At 72.6% G+C, this 18,719-nt stretch carries 2 protein-coding genes; both read right to left on the bottom strand.

The features are described from left to right. Window positions 1-43 precede the first annotated feature (43 nt). Complete coding sequence (locus OG392_RS27440; RefSeq protein ID WP_329283819.1) at window positions 44-10,396, bottom strand: non-ribosomal peptide synthetase; 10,353 nt, start codon at window positions 10,394-10,396, stop codon at window positions 44-46. Then, window positions 10,393-18,597, bottom strand: coding sequence for a non-ribosomal peptide synthetase (locus OG392_RS27435; protein ID WP_329283818.1), 8,205 nt, complete (start codon window positions 18,595-18,597; stop codon window positions 10,393-10,395). Before OG392_RS27435 ends, OG392_RS27440 begins: the two co-directional genes overlap by 4 nt. Between the last annotated feature and the right edge of the window lie 122 nt (window positions 18,598-18,719).

Here is an 18,719-nt window from a genome sequence, read left to right as displayed (position 1 = left end):
GATGTGGCTGCCGTACGGGCCCCGGGCGGGCGGTCGTCCGAGATCAGATGCGGGCGGTACGGGCAGGACGCAGGCGCCGGGCCAGGACACCTCCGATCGCCCGCAGCGGCTCCGCCTCCGTCATCCGGGCGTGCTCGCAGTCGACGGCGAACTCCTCGACCCGCCCGCTCACGTACGGTGCCCAGGCCTCGGCGCCCGAGGTGGGAGCGGGCGTGCCGGTGGCGTCGAAGAACAGCGCGTCCCCGCCGAACCGGACGTCGGGCACGTACCGGTAGCGCATCCGCAGGTTGTCGAGGGTGGCCGCCACGACGGCCGCCGCCTGCGCGTGCTCCAGGGCGCCGAGCACCGGGTCCGACCGGCGCAGCGCGTCGGCGAGTTCGCCGATGTCCGGTGTCGTGTCGGCGCAGCGCACCTCCACCGTCTCACCGGCGGAGCCGAGGAGGGCGGTCAGCACGTGCCGGCCGTCGATCTCCGGCGCGCGGAACCCGTCGGGCAGCGGATAGGAGTCGAGCAGCGCCAGCAGGGCCACGTCCTCCCCCGCCGCTTCGAGCCTGGCCGCCACGGCGTGCGCGACCAGACCGCCGAACGACCAGCCGAGCAGGTGGTACGGGCCGTGCGGCTGGATCCTGCGGATCTCGGCCAGGTAGTCGTCGGCCATCTCCTCGATGGAGGACGGCGCCTGGTGCGGGCCGCCGAGCCTGCGGGCCTGGAGTGCGACGACCGGCCGGTCCTGGTCGAGGTGGGGCAGCAGACCGGCGTACCCCCAGCTCATCCCGGAGACGGCGTGGACGCAGAACAGGGGCGCCTCAGCGGAGTTCGCCTCCGTGACGGCCCGGATGGGCAGCACGGTGCCGAGGGGGTCGTCGCCGCTGCCGGCCGCGATCTGCTCGGCGAGGAGGGCCGGGGTGGGGCTCCGGAACAGGTCGCTGATGGTGATGCGGGTGTCCCAGACGGCGCGGATGCGGCTGATGAGGCGGGTGGCGCGGAGGGAGTGTCCGCCGCGGTGGAAGAAGTTGTCGTCGATGTTGACGGAGTCGAGGCCGAGGTTGTCGGCGAAGAGTCCGCAGAGGATCTCCTCGGCGGGGTTGCGGGGCGCTCGTCCGCCGTCGGAGGCGGTGGTGTCGTCGGGTGCGGGCAGCGCCCGGCGGTCGAGCTTGCCGTTGACGGTACGGGGCAGGGCGTCCAGGACGACGAACGCCGACGGCACCAGGTGCTCGGGCAGCCGGGCGGCGACGTGCCGGCGCAGCTCCTCCGGCACCGCTTCCCCGACCACGTACGCGACGAGGCGCTTGTCGCCGGGCCGGTCCTCCCGCACGACCGCCGCGGCCTGCACCACCGAGCCGTGCGCCATCAGCGCCGCCTCGATCTCACCCGGTTCGATCCGGAAACCACGCAGCTTGATCTGCTCGTCACCACGCCCCAGGTACTCCAGCGCACCCTGCTTGTTCCAGCGGGCCAGGTCACCCGTCCGGTACATCCGCGCCCCGGCAGGACCATAGGGGTTCGCCACGAAACGGTCCGCCGTCAGCGCCGACTGCCCGATGTAGCCGTGCGCGAGACCATGCCCCGCGACATACAGCTCACCCGGCACCCCCGGAGCCACCAGCTCCAGGTTCGCATCCAGTACATACGCGTGCTTGCCCGCCAGCGGACCACCCACCGGAATGCTCGCCGCACCCGCGGCCACCCCCGGCTCGATCACGAACACCGTCGTGAACCCCATGCTCTCCGCCGGACCGTAACCGTTCAGCAGGCGCAGCCGCGGGTGGTCGGCCAGCGCCCTCGCCGTGTGGGTCGGGGACGCCGCTTCTCCTGCGGTCATGGCCTCCTTGACGTGGGCGAAGGTCTCGGGGTGCTCGTCGAGCATGTGGTTGAAGAGGCTCGCGGACATCTGGAGCGACGTGACCCGATGCCGCTCGACCAGCTCCGCGATCAGATGGGGATCGGTGTGCTGGCCGGGCTGGAGGACACAGACTCCGCCGTGCAGCAGCGGGCCGAAGACCTCCAGGGCGAAGGCGTCCCACGAGACGGGCGAGCACTGCAGGAAGGTCTGCTCCGGGCCGAAGGCCAGGTAGTCCGGCCCCACGAAGGTCGCGGCCAGCGCCCGGTGGGAGGCCATCACACCCTTCGGCAGACCCGTCGAGCCCGACGTGAACATCACACACGCCACCGACTCCGGTGAGCCGCCCGTCTCCACCGCCGCGCCCGACAGCCCGCTCACCTCGGCGATGTCGGCCGTCAGGTCGACGACCGCCGCGCTGGTGGACAGGGCCGACAGGTGCGTCTGGGTGATCAGCGCGGCCGGCGCCACCTGCTCAAGGACGCCGTTCAGCCGCTCCACGGGGAACAGCGGGTCCAGCATCGTGTACCCGGCCCCCGCCTTCAGGACGGCGAGGAGTGCGGCCACCATCTGCGGCGAACGCTCCACATGCACCGCCACCAGATCCCCCGGACGCACACCCCGGCCCGTCAGATGACGCGCCAGACGGTTCGACCACACGTCCAGCTCCCCGTACGACACCACCTGGTCCTCGAAGACCAGCGCCGTCGCCTCCGGCGACCGCGCCGCCTGCCCGGCGAACAGACCGTCGAGACCGAGTTCCGGACTGTCGGTCGGGGCTCCGGCCCACGCGGTGAGCTGTTCCCGCTCGTCCTCCTGGAGGAGCGCCATCGCGCCGACGCGGGCGTCGGGTTCCGTCGCAGCGGACTCCAGGAGGAGCAGCATGCGGTCCAGCAGACGCGCGATCGTCCCGGGACCGTAGAGGTCGGTGGCGTACTCGACGGTGATGTCGAGCCCGTCGGGACTCCCGTCGGCCGCACGCCGCTCACCGAACGCGAACGTCAGGTCGAACTTCGCGATCCGCAGCTCCGGAGCCACGAACTCCGCCCGCAGATCACCGAGTCCAGGTGCGCCCACCGCCGTGTCACCCACGGTGAGCATCACCTGGAACAACGGATGCCGGGAAGCCGAACGCTCCGGGTTGAGCACCTCGACAAGCCGGTCGAACGGAAGGTCCTGATGAGCCCACGCGGAAAGATCCGTTTCCCGCACCCGGCCCAACACCTCACGGAAGGTGGGATCACCACCCACATCCGTACGCAGAACCAACGTATTGACGAAGAAGCCCACGAGATCGTCGAGAGCCTGATCCGTCCGCCCCGCGACCGGCGAACCGATCGGGACATCTGTGCCGGCACCGCACCGTGACAGGAGGGTGGCGACAGCGGCCTGAGCGACCATGAACAGGGTGGTTCCGGTCTCACGCGCCAGCCCGGTCAGGGCAGCGTGCGTCCGCGCGGGGGCGGTCACCTCGTGGGTGGCCCCGCGGTAGGAGGCGACGGCCGGCCGGGGCCGGTCCGCGGGCAGGGTCGCCTCCTCGGGCAGTTCGGCCAACTGCTTTCGCCAGAAGGCGACTTGGCGCTCCTCATCGGTGGCGAGGAGACTCCGCTGCCACAGGGTGTAGTCGGCGTACTGGACCGGGAGCGGCGCCCACTCGGGGGCGGCGCCCGCGGAGCGGGCCGTGTACGCCGTGGAGAGGTCCCGCAGGAGCGGGCCGTTCGACCATCCGTCGGAGGCGATGTGGTGCATCACCATCAGAAGCACGTGCTTCCCGGGGGACAGCTCCAGCAGATCCGCGCGGATGGGCAGATCCGTGGAGAGGTCGAACGTGGTGCCGGACAGTCCGGCCAGCACCTGGGGCAGCGACTCCTCCGTCACCGGGGTCACCGGGAGCGCGAGGTCGGTCGCCGCGAGAGGGCGGATCGCCTGGTGCGGCGAGCCCCCCTCCGAGGGGAAGGAAGTCCGAAGGGATTCGTGGCGTACGACGACGTCGACGAGCGCGAGACGCAGGGCCTCCACGTCGATGCGGCCGGTGAGCCGTACGGCCAGCGGAATGTTGTACGTGGGAGAGGGCCCCTCCAACTGGTCGAGGAACCACAGACGTTGCTGAGCGGAGGACAGCGGAAGCCGCTCGGGCCGCTCCCCTGCCATCAGCGCGGGGCGCTCTTCCTCGCCGCCGCCGCTCACCGCGATCAGCTCGGCGAGCCGCGCCACCGTCGGGTGCTGGAAGATCTCCCGCACCCCGATCCGCACGCCGAAGGCTTCACGGATCCTGGAGGTGAGTTTGGTGGCGCGGAGGGAGTGTCCGCCGCGGTGGAAGAAGTTGTCGTCGATGCTGACGGAGTCGAGGCCGAGGTTGTCGGCGAAGAGTCCGCAGAGGATCTCCTCGGCGGGGTTGCGGGGCGCTCGTCCGCCTTCGGAGGCGGTGGTGTCGTCGGGTGCGGGCAGCGCCCGGCGGTCGAGCTTGCCGTTGACGGTACGGGGCAGGGCGTCCAGGACGACGAACGCGGACGGCACCAGGTGCTCGGGCAGCCGGGCGGCGACGTGCCGGCGCAGCTCCTCCGGCACCGCCTCCCCGACCACGTACGCGACCAGGCGCTTGTCGCCGGGCCGGTCCTCCCGCACGACCGCCGCGGCCTGCACCACCGAGCCGTGCGCCATCAGCGCCGCCTCGATCTCACCCGGTTCGATCCGGAAACCACGCAGCTTGATCTGCTCGTCACCACGCCCCAGGTACTCCAGCGCACCCTGCTTGTTCCAGCGGGCCAGGTCACCCGTCCGGTACATCCGCGCCCCGGCAGGACCATAGGGGTTCGCCACGAAACGGTCCGCCGTCAGCGCCGACTGCCCGATGTAGCCGTGCGCGAGACCATGCCCCGCGACATACAGCTCACCCGGCACCCCCGGAGCCACCAGCTCCAGGTTCACATCCAGTACATACGCGTGCTTGCCCGCCAGCGGACCACCCACCGGAATGCTCGCCGCACCCGCGGCCACCCCCGGCTCGATCACGAACACCGTCGTGAACCCCATGCTCTCCGCCGGACCGTAACCGTTGAGGAGATGCAGCTGCGGGTGGTCGGTGAGGGCGCGGGTGACGTGCGCGGGTGAGGCCGCCTCGCCCGCTGTCATGGCCTCGCGGATCCCCCTGAACACCGCCGGGTACTCGTCGAGCATGTGGTTGAAGAGGCTCGCGGACATCTGGAGCGTGGTCACCTGGTGCTGTTCCACCAGCTCCGCGATGAGGTACGGGTCCGTGTGCTGGCCGGGCTGGAGGACACAGACTCCGCCGTGCAGCAGCGGGCCGAAGACCTCCAGGGCGAAGGCGTCCCACGAGACGGGCGAGCACTGCAGGAAGGTCTGCTCCGGGCCGAAGGCCAGGTAGTCCGGCCCGACGAAGGTCGCGGCCAGCGCCCGGTGGGAGGCCATCACGCCCTTCGGCAGACCCGTCGAGCCCGACGTGAACATCACACACGCGACGGATTCGGGCGACCCGCCGGTCTCCACGGCGGCCCCGGAGAGCCCGCTCACCTCGGCGGTCTCGGCCGTCAGGTCGACGACCACGGCCTCCGTGGCGAGTCGTGGAAGATGCGTCTGGGTGATCAGCGCGGCCGGCGCCACCTGCTCAAGGACGCCGTTCAGCCGCTCCACGGGGAACAGCGGGTCCAGCATCGTGTACCCGGCCCCCGCCTTCAGGACGGCGAGGAGTGCGGCCACCATCTGCGGCGAACGCTCCACATGCACCGCCACCAGATCCCCCGGACGCACACCCCGGCCCGTCAGATGACGCGCCAGACGGTTCGACCACACGTCCAGCTCCCCGTACGACACCACCTGGTCCTCGAAGACCAGCGCCGTCGCCTCCGGCGACCGCGCCGCCTGCCCGGCGAACAGACCGTCGAGACCCAGTCGGGGCGCGTCGGTGGCCGGTCCCGACCACTCGGCCAGCCTCCCGTCCTCCTCGTCGCTGAGGAGCGCCAGCCGGGAGACCGGCCGGTCGGGGTCGGTCACCGCGTCCGTGAGGAGGCGGGTGAGGCGGTGCGCGACGGCCTCGGCCGTGGCGCGCTCGTAGAGGTCGGTGGCGTACTCGACGGTGATGTCGAGCCCGTCGGGACTCCCGTCGGCCGCACGCCGCTCACCGAACGCGAACGTCAGGTCGAACTTCGCGATCCGCAGCTCCGGAGCCACGAACTCCGCCCGCAGATCACCGAGTCCAGGTGCGCCCACCGCCGTGTCACCCACGGTGAGCATCACCTGGAACAACGGATGCCGGGAAGCCGAACGCTCCGGGTTGAGCACCTCGACAAGCCGGTCGAACGGAAGGTCCTGATGAGCCCACGCGGAAAGATCCGTTTCCCGCACCCGGCCCAACACCTCACGGAAGGTGGGATCACCACCCACATCCGTACGCAGGACCAACGTATTGACGAAGAAGCCCACGAGATCGTCGAGAGCCTGATCCGTCCGCCCCGCGACCGGCGAACCGATCGGGACATCTGTGCCGGCACCGCACCGTGAGAGCACGGTGGCCACGGCGGCCTGGGCCACCATGAAGGCGGTGGTGCCGGTCTCCCGTGCGAGCCCGGTCAGCGCCCGGTGGACCGGGGCGGGGCAGGACACGGTGAGGGTGGCGCCCTGGTAGGAGGCCACGGCCGGCCGGGGCCGGTCCGCCGGCAGCGTGGCCTCCTCGGGGAGGCCGGCCAGCGCCTCCCGCCAGTGGTCGAGTTGGGGAAGCTGTTCGGCGCCCAGGAGGTCGCGCTGCCACAGCGTGTAGTCGGCGTACTGGACGGGGAGCGGCGCCCACTCGGGGGCGGCGCCCGCGCCGCGGGCCTCGTAGGCGCGGCCGAGGTCGGCGAAGAAGGGGGCGTTCGACCAGCCGTCGGAGGCGATGTGGTGGGTGACGACCATGAGGACGTGCTCGTCGGCCGCCAGCTCGAACAGGGCCGCACGGATCGGCAGTTCGGTGGTGAGGTCGAAGACCTGCGCGCTCTCCTCGGCGAGCAGTCCGGCGAGGTCCTCCTCGGTGGCCCGCGTCCTCGTCAGGGGTACGTCGATCCCGTCGGCGGCGAGGACGTGCTGGTGGGCCTCGCCGTCGGCGGTCCGGAAGACGGTCCGCAGCGATTCGTGGCGGACGACGACGTCGGTGAGCGCGAGGCGCAGGGCGTCCGGGTCGAGACGGCCGGTGAGCCGTACGGCCAGCGGGATGTTGTAGGTGGCCGAGGGGCCTTCCAGCTGGTCGAGGAACCACAGGCGCTGCTGCGCCGACGACAGCGGCACCCGCTCGGGCCGGTCCTGGACCGTCAGTGCGGGACGGGCCGGCTCTCCGCTGCCCGCCGCGACCAGCTCGGCGAGCTGGGCCACGGTGGGGTGCTGGAAGATGTCGCGCACGGTGATCCGCGCGCCGAGGGCGGCGCGGATGCGGCTGACCAGCCGGGTGGCAAGCAGGGAGTGCCCGCCGAGCCGCAGGAAGTGGTCGTCGACGGTGACGGAGGACCGGCCGAGGACGTCGGCGAAGAGGCCGCAGAGCACTTCCTCGACGGGGCCCCGCGCGGCGCGGCCGTCGCTCTCGCCGGCCATCACGGGCTGCGGCAGGGCGCGGCGGTCGAGCTTGCCGTTGCCGGTCAGGGGAAGGGCGTCCAGGACGACGAACGCGGACGGCACCATGTACTCGGGCAGGGCGTCGACGGCGTGCCGGCGCAGGGCGGCGGTGTCGACGTCGGTGTTCGCGGTTCCGGAGTCACCGGCGTTGCCGACGAGGTAAGCGACGAGCCGCTTGTCGCCGGGGCGGTCCTCGCGGACGATCACCGCGGCCTGGGCCACCGAGTCGTGGGCGACGAGCGCCGACTCGATCTCGCCCGGCTCGATGCGGAACCCGCGCAGCTTCACCTGCTGGTCCGCCCGCCCCAGGTACTCGATCTCGCCCTCCCGCGACCAGCGCACCAGGTCACCGGTCCGGTACATCCGCGAGCCGGCGACGGAGCCGTACGGGTCGGCGACGAACCGCTCGGCGGTCTGGGCCGGGCGGCCCAGATAGCCGCGGGCCAGTCCGGCGCCCGCGATGTACAGCTCGCCGGGGACTCCGGGAGCGACCAGGCCGAGGTGGTCGTCGAGGACGTAGAGCCGGGTGTTGTCCAGGGGGCGGCCGATGGGCAGAGCGCCGTCGTAGTCGAAGGGCCGGCGGATCTCGTGCGAGGTCGCGAACGTCGTGGTCTCCGTGGGGCCGTAGCCGTTGACCACGGTCAGGTCCGGGCAGGCGTCCATGACCCGGCGCACCGCCTCGGGCGGCACCACGTCCCCGCCGGTCCACACCTCGCCGAGCCCGGCGAACGCGCCCGGGTCCTCCTCGGCCACCAGCCGGAACAGACCGGCCGTGAGCCACAGACCGGTGATCGACTCCTCGGCGAGGACCGCGGCCATCGCCGCCGTGTCGAGGACGCCGGGCGGGGCGACCGCGACGGTGCCGCCCCTCAGCAAGGGGGCCCACAGTTCGTAGGTCGTGGCGTCGAAGGTGTGCGGGGAGTGGAAGAGCACGCGCGCGTGGGCGGGCCGGGTCCAGCGGTGGTCGAGGGCGAGTTCGGCGACGTCGCGGTGGGTGATGGCGACGCCCTTCGGCACCCCCGTCGAGCCCGAGGTGAACATCACGTACAGCCACTGGTCGGGGTGCGTGACCACCTCGGGGGCGGTCTCCGGGTGGGCGTCGAGCTCCGGGTCCCGGTCGAGCCCGTCGACCAGGACGGTCCGTACGCCGGTCGCCGCGGTGAGGATCTCGTGGTCGGCGAGCGCCGGGTCGACGAGCAGGACGGGCGCGGCGGTGTCGGCGAGGATGCGGGTGAGCCGGGAGGCCGGGTCGACGGCGTTCAGCGGGGCGTACACACCGCCGGCTTTGGTGATGCCGAGCAGGGTCAGGACCAGGTCGACCGAGCGTTCCATCAGGACGGCGACGACGGTCTCGGGTCCCACGCCGAGCGAGCCGAGGCGGTGCGCGAACCGGTTGGTGAGGGCGTCGGCCTCGGCGTAGGTGTAGCCGCGGCCGGCTTGGGTGAGGGCCACCGCGTCCGGGGTGCGTACCGCCTGCTCGGCGAAGAGGGCCGCGAGGGAGGCGTCCGGCACGGGGGTGGCGCGGCCCGTCCAGGTGTCCAGGAGCAGGGTGCGCTCGGCCGGGTCGAGCAGGTCGAGCCCGGACAGGGGCGTGTCGGGGTGGGCGACGGCCTCGGCGAGCAGCCGGCCGAGCCGGGCGAGCAGGGCCTCCACGGTCTCGGGGTCGTACAGGTCGGTGGCGTACTCGGCGGTGATGTCGAGACCGCCGGGGCGGCCGTCGTCGGTGAGGTGCTCGTCGAATCCGACGGTGAGGTCGAACTTGGCGGTGCTGGTGGGCGAGTACTCGGCGCGTGTCGTGAGGCCGGGGAAGTCCGCGCCGTCGGACGAGGTCCCCGCTTCGGCCGCTCCCGCCTGCACCAGGGTCAGCATGACCTGGAAGAGGGGGTGCCGGTCGCCGGTGCGCTCGGGGTTGAGGGCCTCGACGAGCCGGTCGAAGGGCAGGTCCTGGTGCGCCCAGGCGGCCAGGTCGGTGGCCCGGACCCGCTCCAGGAGCTCCCGGAAGGTCGGGTCGCCGCTCACGTCGGTGCGCAGCACCAGCGTGTTCACGAAGAAGCCCACGAGGTCGTCGAGCGCCTCGTCGGTGCGGCCCGCGACCGGGGAGCCGACGGGGACGTCGGTCCCGGCGCCGGAGGCGGCCAGCACGGTGGCGAGCGCCGCCTGGGCCGCCATGAAGAGGGTGGCGCCGCTCCCCCGGGCCAGCTCGACGAGGGCCGCGTGGGTCGCGGGCGGGCAGTGCAGGGTGCGGGTGTCGCCACGGTACGAGGCGACGGCGGGACGCGGCCGGTCCGCGGGGAGGGTGGCCTCGGCGGGGAGTCCGGCCAGCCGCTCGCGCCAGTAGGCGATCTGCCGGGCCATGACGCTGTCCTCGGCTTCGGCCTCGCCGAGCAGTTCGTGCTGCCAGAGGGTGTAGTCGGCGTACTGGATCTCCAGCGGGTCCTGCTCGGGGGCGCGGCCGGCGAGGCGGGCCCGGTAGGCGTGGGAGAGGTCGCGGAGCAGCGGGGCGATGGACCAGCCGTCGGAGGCGATGTGGTGCATGACGACGAGCAGGACGTGCTCGTCGTCGGCGGGTGCGGGGGCGTCGGCCCCGGCCGGCGCCGCCGTCCGGTCCAGGCGGATCAGTCGCGCCTCGACCGGCAGGTCGACGGCCAGGTCGAAGACATGGGCCGACTCGGCGGCGAGGACGGCCGCGAGGGTCTCCTCCGTCGCCGCGAGGACGGGCAGGTCGAGCCGTACGTCGGCGGCCTCGCGTATCTCCTGGTACGGCGTGCCGTCGCGCTCCGGGTAGACGGTGCGCAGGCTCTCGTGGCGGGCGAGCACGTCGCCGAGGGCCAGGGTCAGCGCCTCGGTGTCGAGGGTGCCGGTGAGGCGGAGGGCCAGCGGGATGTTGTAGGTGGCCGACGGACCCTCGAGCTGGGCGAGGAACCACAGGCGCTGCTGGGCGTATGACAGGGGAATCACTGGGAGGCTCCCATCCGGCGCATCGGCCGCAGCTTGGGTCGCGCGGTCTCGGCGCGGTCGAGTCGCTCGGCCAGGGCGGCCACGTTCGGGTTCTCGAAGAGGGTGGGGACCGGGAGTTCGGCCCCGAGGGCGGTGCGGATCCGGCTGATCAGCCGGGTGGCGAGCAGGGAGTGCCCGCCGAGCCGGAAGAAGTCGTCGTCGATGGTGACGGCGGGGACGCCGAGGACGTCGGCGAAGAGTCCGCACAGGACTTCCTCGCGCGGGTTGCGCGGCTGCCGGCCGCTGCTGACGGGTGTGGCGGCGGGTGCCGGCAGGGCCCGGCGGTCCAGCTTGCCGTTGGAGGTCAGGGGCAGGGCGTCCAGGACGACGAAGGCGGACGGGACCATGTAGTCGGGCAGGAGGCCGTCGGCGTGGGTGCGGAGCAGCTCGGGGTCGGGGGCGGCGCCGCCGTGTCCGACGAGGTAGGCGACGAGCCGCTTGTCGCCGGGGCGGTCCTCGCGGACGATCACCGCGGCCTGGGCCACCGAGTCGTGGGCGACGAGCGCCGACTCGATCTCGCCCGGCTCGATGCGGAACCCGCGCAGCTTCACCTGCTGGTCCGCCCGCCCCAGGTACTCGATCTCGCCCTCCCGCGACCAGCGCACCAGGTCACCGGTCCGGTACATCCGCGAGCCCGGCGGTCCGTAGGGATCGGCGACGAACCGTTCCGCGGTGAGCGCCGGCCGGTCGAGGTAGCCCTGGGCGAGTCCCGTCCCCGCGATGTACAGCTCGCCCTGGACGCCGGCGGGCAGCAGGCCCAGGTGCTCGTCGAGGACGTAGAGCCGGGTGTTGTCGATGGGGCGGCCGATGGGCAGTGCGCCCTGGTAGTCGAAGGGCCGGTGGATCTCGTGCGAGGTCGCGAACGTCGTGGTCTCGGTGGGGCCGTAGGCGTTGACCACGGTCAGGTTCGGGCAGGCGTCCATGACCCGTCGTACGGCCTCCGGGGGCACCACGTCGCCGCCCGTCCACACCTCCCCGAGCCCGGCGAACGCGCCCGGGTCCTCCTCCGCGACCAGCCGGAAGAGGCCCACCGTCAGCCACAGACCGGTGATGGACTCCGCCGCGAGGACCGAGGCCAGCGCCGCCGTGTCGAGCAGGCCGGGCGGGGCCACCACGAGGGTGCCGCCGGACAGCAGGGGCGCCCACAGCTCGTACGTCGTCGCGTCGAAGGCGAGCGGCGAGTGCAGCAGGACACGGCGGTGGGCGTCGCCCGTGAACCGGGTGTCGGCGGCCAGCTCGGTGATGTTGCGGTGGGTGACGGCGACGCCCTTCGGCACACCGGTCGAGCCCGAGGTGAACATCGCGTAGGCGAGCTGCTCGGGGTGGACGTCGACCTCGGGGGCGGTGTCGGGAAGGTCCGGCGAACCGTCCTGGGTGATCGTCATGGTGCGTGAGCCCGCCGGCAGTTCGAGGTCGCCGGGCACCCGGTCGGTGAGGAACAGGCTCCCGCCGGACATCCGCACGATCAGCTCGATGCGGTCGGCCGGGTAGCGGGTGTCCAGCGGTACGTACACCGCGCCCGCCTTGACCACGGCGAGGATCGCCACGACGGCTTCCAGGGAGCGTTCCAGGAAGAGGATCACGCGCGACCCCGGCCGCACACCCTCCGCGATCAGCCGGTGGGCCAGCCGGTTGGCGCGCCGGTCCAGTTCCGCGTACGTCAGCCGCTCTCCGCCGAGCGTGACGGCGACGGCGTCCGGGGTGCGGGCGACCTGCGCGGCGAACAGCTGCGGCAGCGAGGCGGCGGGACGGGACCGCGATGTGCCGTGCCAGGTGTCGAGGAGCTGGGCGCGTTCGTCGGCCGCCAGGACATCGAGGTCTCCGATCGGGACGTCGGGGGCGCCGGCCGCCGCTTCGAGGAGCCGGACCAGGCGAGCGGTGACGGCCGAGACGCTGGCCGCCTCGTAGAGGTCGGTGGCGTATTCGACGGTGATGCCGAGGCCGGCCGGACCGCCGTCGGCCGCCCGGTGCTCGTGGAAGGTGAACGTGAGGTCGAACTTGGCGATGTCGAGCGCGGTGAACTCCGACTCGGCCCGCAGACCCGGCAGGTGCGGCACGGGTCCGGCCGCGTCGGTGACCGAGAGCATGACCTGGAAGAGCGGATGGCGGGCGGCGGAGCGCTCGGGGTTGAGGGTCTCCACGAGCCGGTCGAAGGGCACGTCCTGGTGGGCCCAGGCGGCCAGGTCAGTGGCCCGGACCCGCTCCAGGAGCTCCCGGAAGGTCGGATTGCCGCTCACGTCGGTGCGCAGCACCAGCGTGTTCACGAAGAAGCCGACGAGGTCTTCGAGGGCTTCGTCGGTCCGTCCGGCGACCGGTGAGCCGAGCGGGATGTCCGGGCCGGCGCCGGAGCGCGACAGGAGGACCGCCGTGGCCGCCTGCGCGACCATGAAGAGCGTGGTGCCGTTCTCACGGGCCAGCCGGGTGAGCGCGGTGTGCAGGTCCGCGGGGCACTGGACGGTGAGGGAGGCGCCCCGGTACGAGGCGGTGGCCGGCCGGGCGTGGTCGGCGGGCAGCGTCACCTCCTCCGGGAGCCGGTCGAGAGCCGTGCGCCAGTGGTCGAGCTGTCGCTCCTCGTCGGCGGCGAGGAGGGCCTGCTGCCAGAGGGCGTAGTCGGCGTACTGGACGGGCAGCGGCTCCCACTCGGGCGCCGCGCCCTCGACGCGGGCGGTGTAGGCGGCGCCGAGGTCCCGCATGAGGGGCGTGTTGGACCAGCCGTCGGAGGCGATGTGGTGGGTCACGAGGAGCAGCACGTGCTCGTCGTCCGCGATCCGTACCAGGTCGGCGCGGACGGGCAGTTCGCGGGACAGGTCGAAGGTCGTGGCGGACAGGTCGCGCAGGACCGCGGGCAGGGCGTCGCGCGTCGCCGGGATGACCGGCAGGTCGAGCCGCGCCCCGGCGGCCGGCACGACCACCTGGTGGGGCGTGCCCTGCTCGGCGGGGAAGACGGTGCGCAGCGCCTCGTGCCGCCCGACGACATCGCCCAGGGCGAGCCGCAGCGCGTCGGCGTCGAGGACGCCGGTGAGCCGGACGGCGAGGGGGATGTTGTACGTGGCCGAGGCACCCTCCATCTGGGCCAGGAACCAGAGCCTGCGCTGCGCGGCGGACAGCGGCACCCGCTCGGGCCGCTCGCCCGCCACGAGGACCGGCCGGCGTCCCCCGTCGGCGCCGGGGTCGGCGAGGAACTCGGCGAAGCCGGCGACGGAGGGGCAGCGGAAGAGGTCGCGGACGGACACCTGTGCCCCCAGGGTGTGCCGGATGCGGCTGACCAGCCGCGTACCGAGCAGGGAGTGCCCGCCGAGCCGGAAGAAGTCGTCGTCGATGGAGACGGCGGGCAGCCCGAGCGCGTCGGCGAAGAGCCCGCACAGCACCTCCTCGACGGGGGTACGGCCCTGCCGGCCGCCGGGTCCGGTGCCGAGCCGGGGCGCGGGCAGGGCGCGGCGGTCGAGCTTGCCGTTGGCGGTCAGGGGAAGGACGTCGAGCTCGACGAAGGCGGAGGGGACCATGTACTCGGCGAGCCGGTGGGCGGCGTGACGCCGCAGGGCGTCGGTGTCGATCCGGGTTCCCGGCGCGGGGACGACGTAGGCGACGAGGCGCTTGTCGCCGGGCCGGTCCTCGCGGACGATCACCGCGGCCTGCGCCACCGAATCGTGGGCGAGGAGCACCGTCTCGATCTCACCCAGCTCGATCCGGAAGCCACGCAGCTTCACCTGCTGGTCCGCACGCCCCTCGAACACCACCTCACCGAACTCGTTCCACCGGGCCAGGTCCCCAGTCCGGTACATCCGCTCACCGGCCGGACCGAACGGATCCGCCACGAACCGCTCCGCACTCAGCGCCGGGCGGCCCACATACCCCCGGGCCAAGTGACTCCCGGCGACATACAGCTCACCGACCACCCCGGGAACAACCGGCCGCAGCCCCTCGTCCAGCACATACATCCGGGTGTTCGCCATCGGCACGCCCAGATGCAGCCGCTCCACCACCCGCTCACCAGGACCGAACGGCTGATAGCTGCAGAACACCGTGGACTCCGTCGGACCATAGGCATGCACCACCGACGTGTCCGGGCAGGAGTCGAGCACCCGGCGCAGAGCCGGAGCGGACAGGACGTCGCCCCCGGTCCAGATCTCACTCAGACCGGACAGCGACTCGACCGCCTCCGACGCCATCGCGTCGAACAGCGCCGTCGTGAAGTACACCGCCGAGATCCGCTGCTCCACGATCGCCCGCGCCAGCTCACCGATGTCCACCTTCGGCGCCCGCAGCACCACCGCGGTCCCACCACTCAGAAGCGGCACCCACAACTCATACGTCGACGAGTCGAAAGCCAGCGGCGAATACGCCAGCACCCGACGGTGCCGATCCCCCGAACCCACACCCCACCACGGATCCAGCGCCAGCTCCACGACGTTCCGATGGGTGTTCGCCACACCCTTCGGCACACCACTCGAACCCGACGTGTACATCACATACGCCAACTGGTCCGGATGCACGGCCGGTTCGGGATACGGGGTACCCGTCTCCGCGAGGAGGGCCCGCAGGTCGGGAGCCGGCAGCGTGTCCAGGTCCCGGGCGAACCCCACGTCCTCGGCGGAGCGGTCGGTGACGAGAAGAGGCGCGCCCGTGTCCGCGAGGATGAACGCGAGCCGCTCCTCCGGCTGACGCGGGTCGAGCGGCACGAAGACGCCACCCGACTTGAGCACGGCGAGGGCGGCGACCACGAACTCCGCCGACCGGTCGAGGTAGAGGCCCACGGCGGTACCCGGCCGGACTCCCCGCGCCGCGAGCCGGGCGGCGAAGGCGCCGGAGGCACGGTCGAGGTCGCGGTAGGTCGTCTCGTGTTCCCCGCACACCAGTGCCACGGCGTCCGGCGTCCGCGCGGCCTGGGCGGCGAACAGCTCGTGCAGCGCGCCCTCGGGGAGCTCCACGGCGGTGTCGTTGTAGTCGGCGAGCAGCGCGTGGCGCTGGGCCGAGGAGAGCAGTTCGATGTCGGCGACCTTGACGTCCGGGTCGGCGACGACGGCGTCCAGGACCCGGGCCAGCCGCTCGCCGGCCGCCTCGACGGTGTCGGGGTCGTACAGGTCGGTGGCGTACTCGAGGACGATGTCGAGGCCGTTCGGGTGGCCGACGCGGTCGCGGTGCTCGTAGAAGTTGACGGTGAGGTCGAACTTGGCGATGCCCGCGCTCAGTTGCCGGGTCTCGGCGCGGACGCCCGGCAGCCTGGGCGTGGCCTCGGCGGCCTCGGCCAGGGTGAGCATGACCTGGAAGAGCGGGTGGCGGGCGGCGGAGCGCTCGGGGTTGAGGGTCTCCACGAGCCGGTCGAAGGGCAGGTCCTGGTGGGCCCAGGCGCCGAGGTCGGTCTCCCGGACCCGGTCGAGGAGTTCGCGGAAGGTCGGGTCGCCGGAGGCGTCGGTGCGGAGCACGAGGGTGTTGACGAAGAACCCGACCAGGTCCTCCAGCGCCTCGTCGGTCCGCCCCGCGACGAGTGAGCCGAGGGGGATGTCGGTGCCCGCCCCGGAGCGGGACAGCAGGGCCACGGTGGCCGCCTGCGCCACCATGAACAGGGTGACGCCGTGCTCCCTGGCCAGGGTGCTGAGGGCCTGGTGGGTCTCCGCCGGGCAGTGCACGGTGTGGGTGGCGCCGCGGTAGGAGGCCACGACCGGACGGGGCCGGCTGGTGGGCAGCGTGACCTCGGTGGGCAGCTGGGCGAGCGCCTCCCGCCAGTGGGCGAGCTGGCTCTCCTCCTGGTCGGCGAGCAGGTCCCGCTGCCAGAGGGAGTAGTCGGCGTACTGGGCGGGCAGCGGCTCCCACTCGGGTGCCGTGCCCTGGCTGCGGGCGGTGTAGGCGGCGCCGATGTCCCGCATGAGGGGGGTGTGGGACCAGCCGTCGGAGGCGATGTGGTGGACGACCAGGACGAGCACGCTGCGGGTCGGCGACTGCTCCAGGAGCACCGTGTGCAGGGGGAGTTCGGCGGCGAGGTCGAAGAGGTGCGCGGTCTCCTCCGCGAGCCGTGCGGGCAGCTCGTCGTCGGTGACGGTGGCGACGGTGAGCGGCACGGTGACCTGCTCGGGGGCGGCGATGTGCTGGCGCGGTTCGCCCTCGTGCACCGGGTAGCTGGTCCGGAGGACCTCGTGGCGGGCGATCACGTCCCCGAGGGCCTGTCGCAGCACCTCCGGGTCGACGGTGCCGCTGAGGCGGACGGCGAGGGGGATGTTGTACGTGGCCGAGGGGCCTTCCATCTGGTCGAGGAACCAGAGGCGGCGCTGGGCGGCGGAGAGCGGGAGGTCGTCGTCGGACCGGCCGGCGGCGGTGAGCGCGGGGCGGGTGGCCTGCCCGGCGCCGGCGGTGATCAGCCGGGCGAGCCCGGCGACGGTCGGGTACAGGAAGAAGTCGCGGAGGGAGAGTTCGGTGGCGAGGGCGGTGCGGACGCGGCCGACCAGCCGGGTGGCGAGGAGCGAGTGGCCGCCGAGCCGGAAGAAGTCGTCGTCGATGGAGACGGCGGGCTCGCCGAGCGCGTCGGCGAAGAGTCCGCAGAGCACTTCCTCGACGGGGTTGCGCGGGGCGCGGCCGTCGCCCTCGCCGGTCAGCACGGGCTGCGGCAGGGCGCGGCGGTCGAGCTTGCCGTTGGCGGTCAGGGGGAGTTCGGCGAGTTCGACGAAGGCGGAGGGGACCATGTACTCGGCGAGGCGTTCGGTGCTGTGCCCGTGGAGGGCGTCGGTGTCGACGCGGGCGTCGACGGCGGGGACGACGTAGGCGACGAGGCGCTTGTCGCCGGGCCGGTCCTCGCGGACGATCACCGCGGCCTGCGCCACCGAGTCATGGGCGAGGAGCACCGTCTCGATCTCACCCAGCTCGATCCGGAAGCCACGCAGCTTCACCTGCTGGTCCGCACGACCCTCGAACACCACCTCACCGAACTCGTTCCACCGGGCCAGATCACCCGTCCGGTACATCCGCTCACCGGCCGGACCGAACGGATCCGCCACGAACCGCTCCGCACTCAGCGCCGGGCGGCCCACATACCCCCGGGCCAGATGGCTGCCGGCGACGTACAGCTCGCCCACGGTCCCGGGGAGGACGTGCCGCAGTTCCTCGTCGAGCACGTACATCCACGTGTTGGCCATCGGCACCCCGAGGTGCAGACGCTCCACCACCCGCTCACCAGGACCGAACGCCTGATAGCTGCAGAACACCGTGGACTCCGTCGGACCATAGGCATGCACCACCGACGTGTCCGGGCACGAGTCGAGCACCCGGCGCAGAGCCGGAGCGGAGAGCACGTCGCCCCCCGTCCAGATCTCCGCGAGCCCGGCGAGCGACTCGACCGCCTCCGACGCCATCGCGTCGAACAGCGCCGTCGTGAAGTACACCGCCGAGATCCGCTGCTCCACGATCGCCCGCGCCAGCTCACCGATGTCCACCTTCGGCGCCCGCAGCACCACCGCGGTCCCACCACTCAGAAGCGGCACCCACAACTCATACGTCGACGAGTCGAAAGCCAGCGGCGAATACGCCAGCACCCGACGGTGCCGATCCCCCGAACCCACACCCCACCACGGATCCAGCGCCAGCTCCACGACGTTCCGGTGCGTGTTCGCCACACCCTTCGGCACACCACTCGAACCCGACGTGTACATCACATACGCCAACTGGTCCGGATGCACGGCCACATCGAGGGCGGCCGGCTCGTGCCGCTCCGGAACCGTCACGTCCTCCGTCAGCCGCAGCACCGGCAGGCCGCCCGCGAAGGCCACCTCCGGCTCCTCGCGGTCGGTGACGAGGAGGACGGCCCCGGTGTCGGCGAGGATGAACGCCCTCCGCTCCTCCGGCTGACGCGGGTCGAGCGGCACATAGGCACCCCCCGCCTTGAGGACCGCGAGCATCGCGACGACGTAGGCGAGGGAGCGGTCCTGGAAGAGGCCGACGCCGTCGCCGGGCCGTACGCCCCGGTCCCGCAGCCGGTGCGCCAGGGCCGTGGCGGCCACGTCCAGCTCGCGGTAGGAGAGTTCGCGTTCCCCGCACACCAGCGCCACGGCGTCCGGCGTCCGCGCGGCCTGGGCGGCGAACAACTCGTGCAGCGCGCCCTCGGGGAGCCGCACGGCGGTGCTGTTGTACGCGTCGATGTCGACGGCGGGAGCCTGGACGGAGTGCTGGTGAGACATCTTCTCGACACCATTCTCGAAGGTTCGGGCGGATACGGGTCTCGCGGCGTGCCGGACATCCCGTACGGCCACGACTGGGAATCGCGTAGGTGGTGCTGAGGCGCGCTGGGCGCGGGGCCGGG

It is taken from the genome of Streptomyces sp. NBC_00691 (assembly GCF_036226665.1).
In the GTDB taxonomy this organism is placed as follows: domain Bacteria; phylum Actinomycetota; class Actinomycetes; order Streptomycetales; family Streptomycetaceae; genus Streptomyces.
The sequence above is the reverse complement of the archived record's forward strand: the minus strand, read 5'-3'. Positions and strand labels throughout refer to the sequence as shown.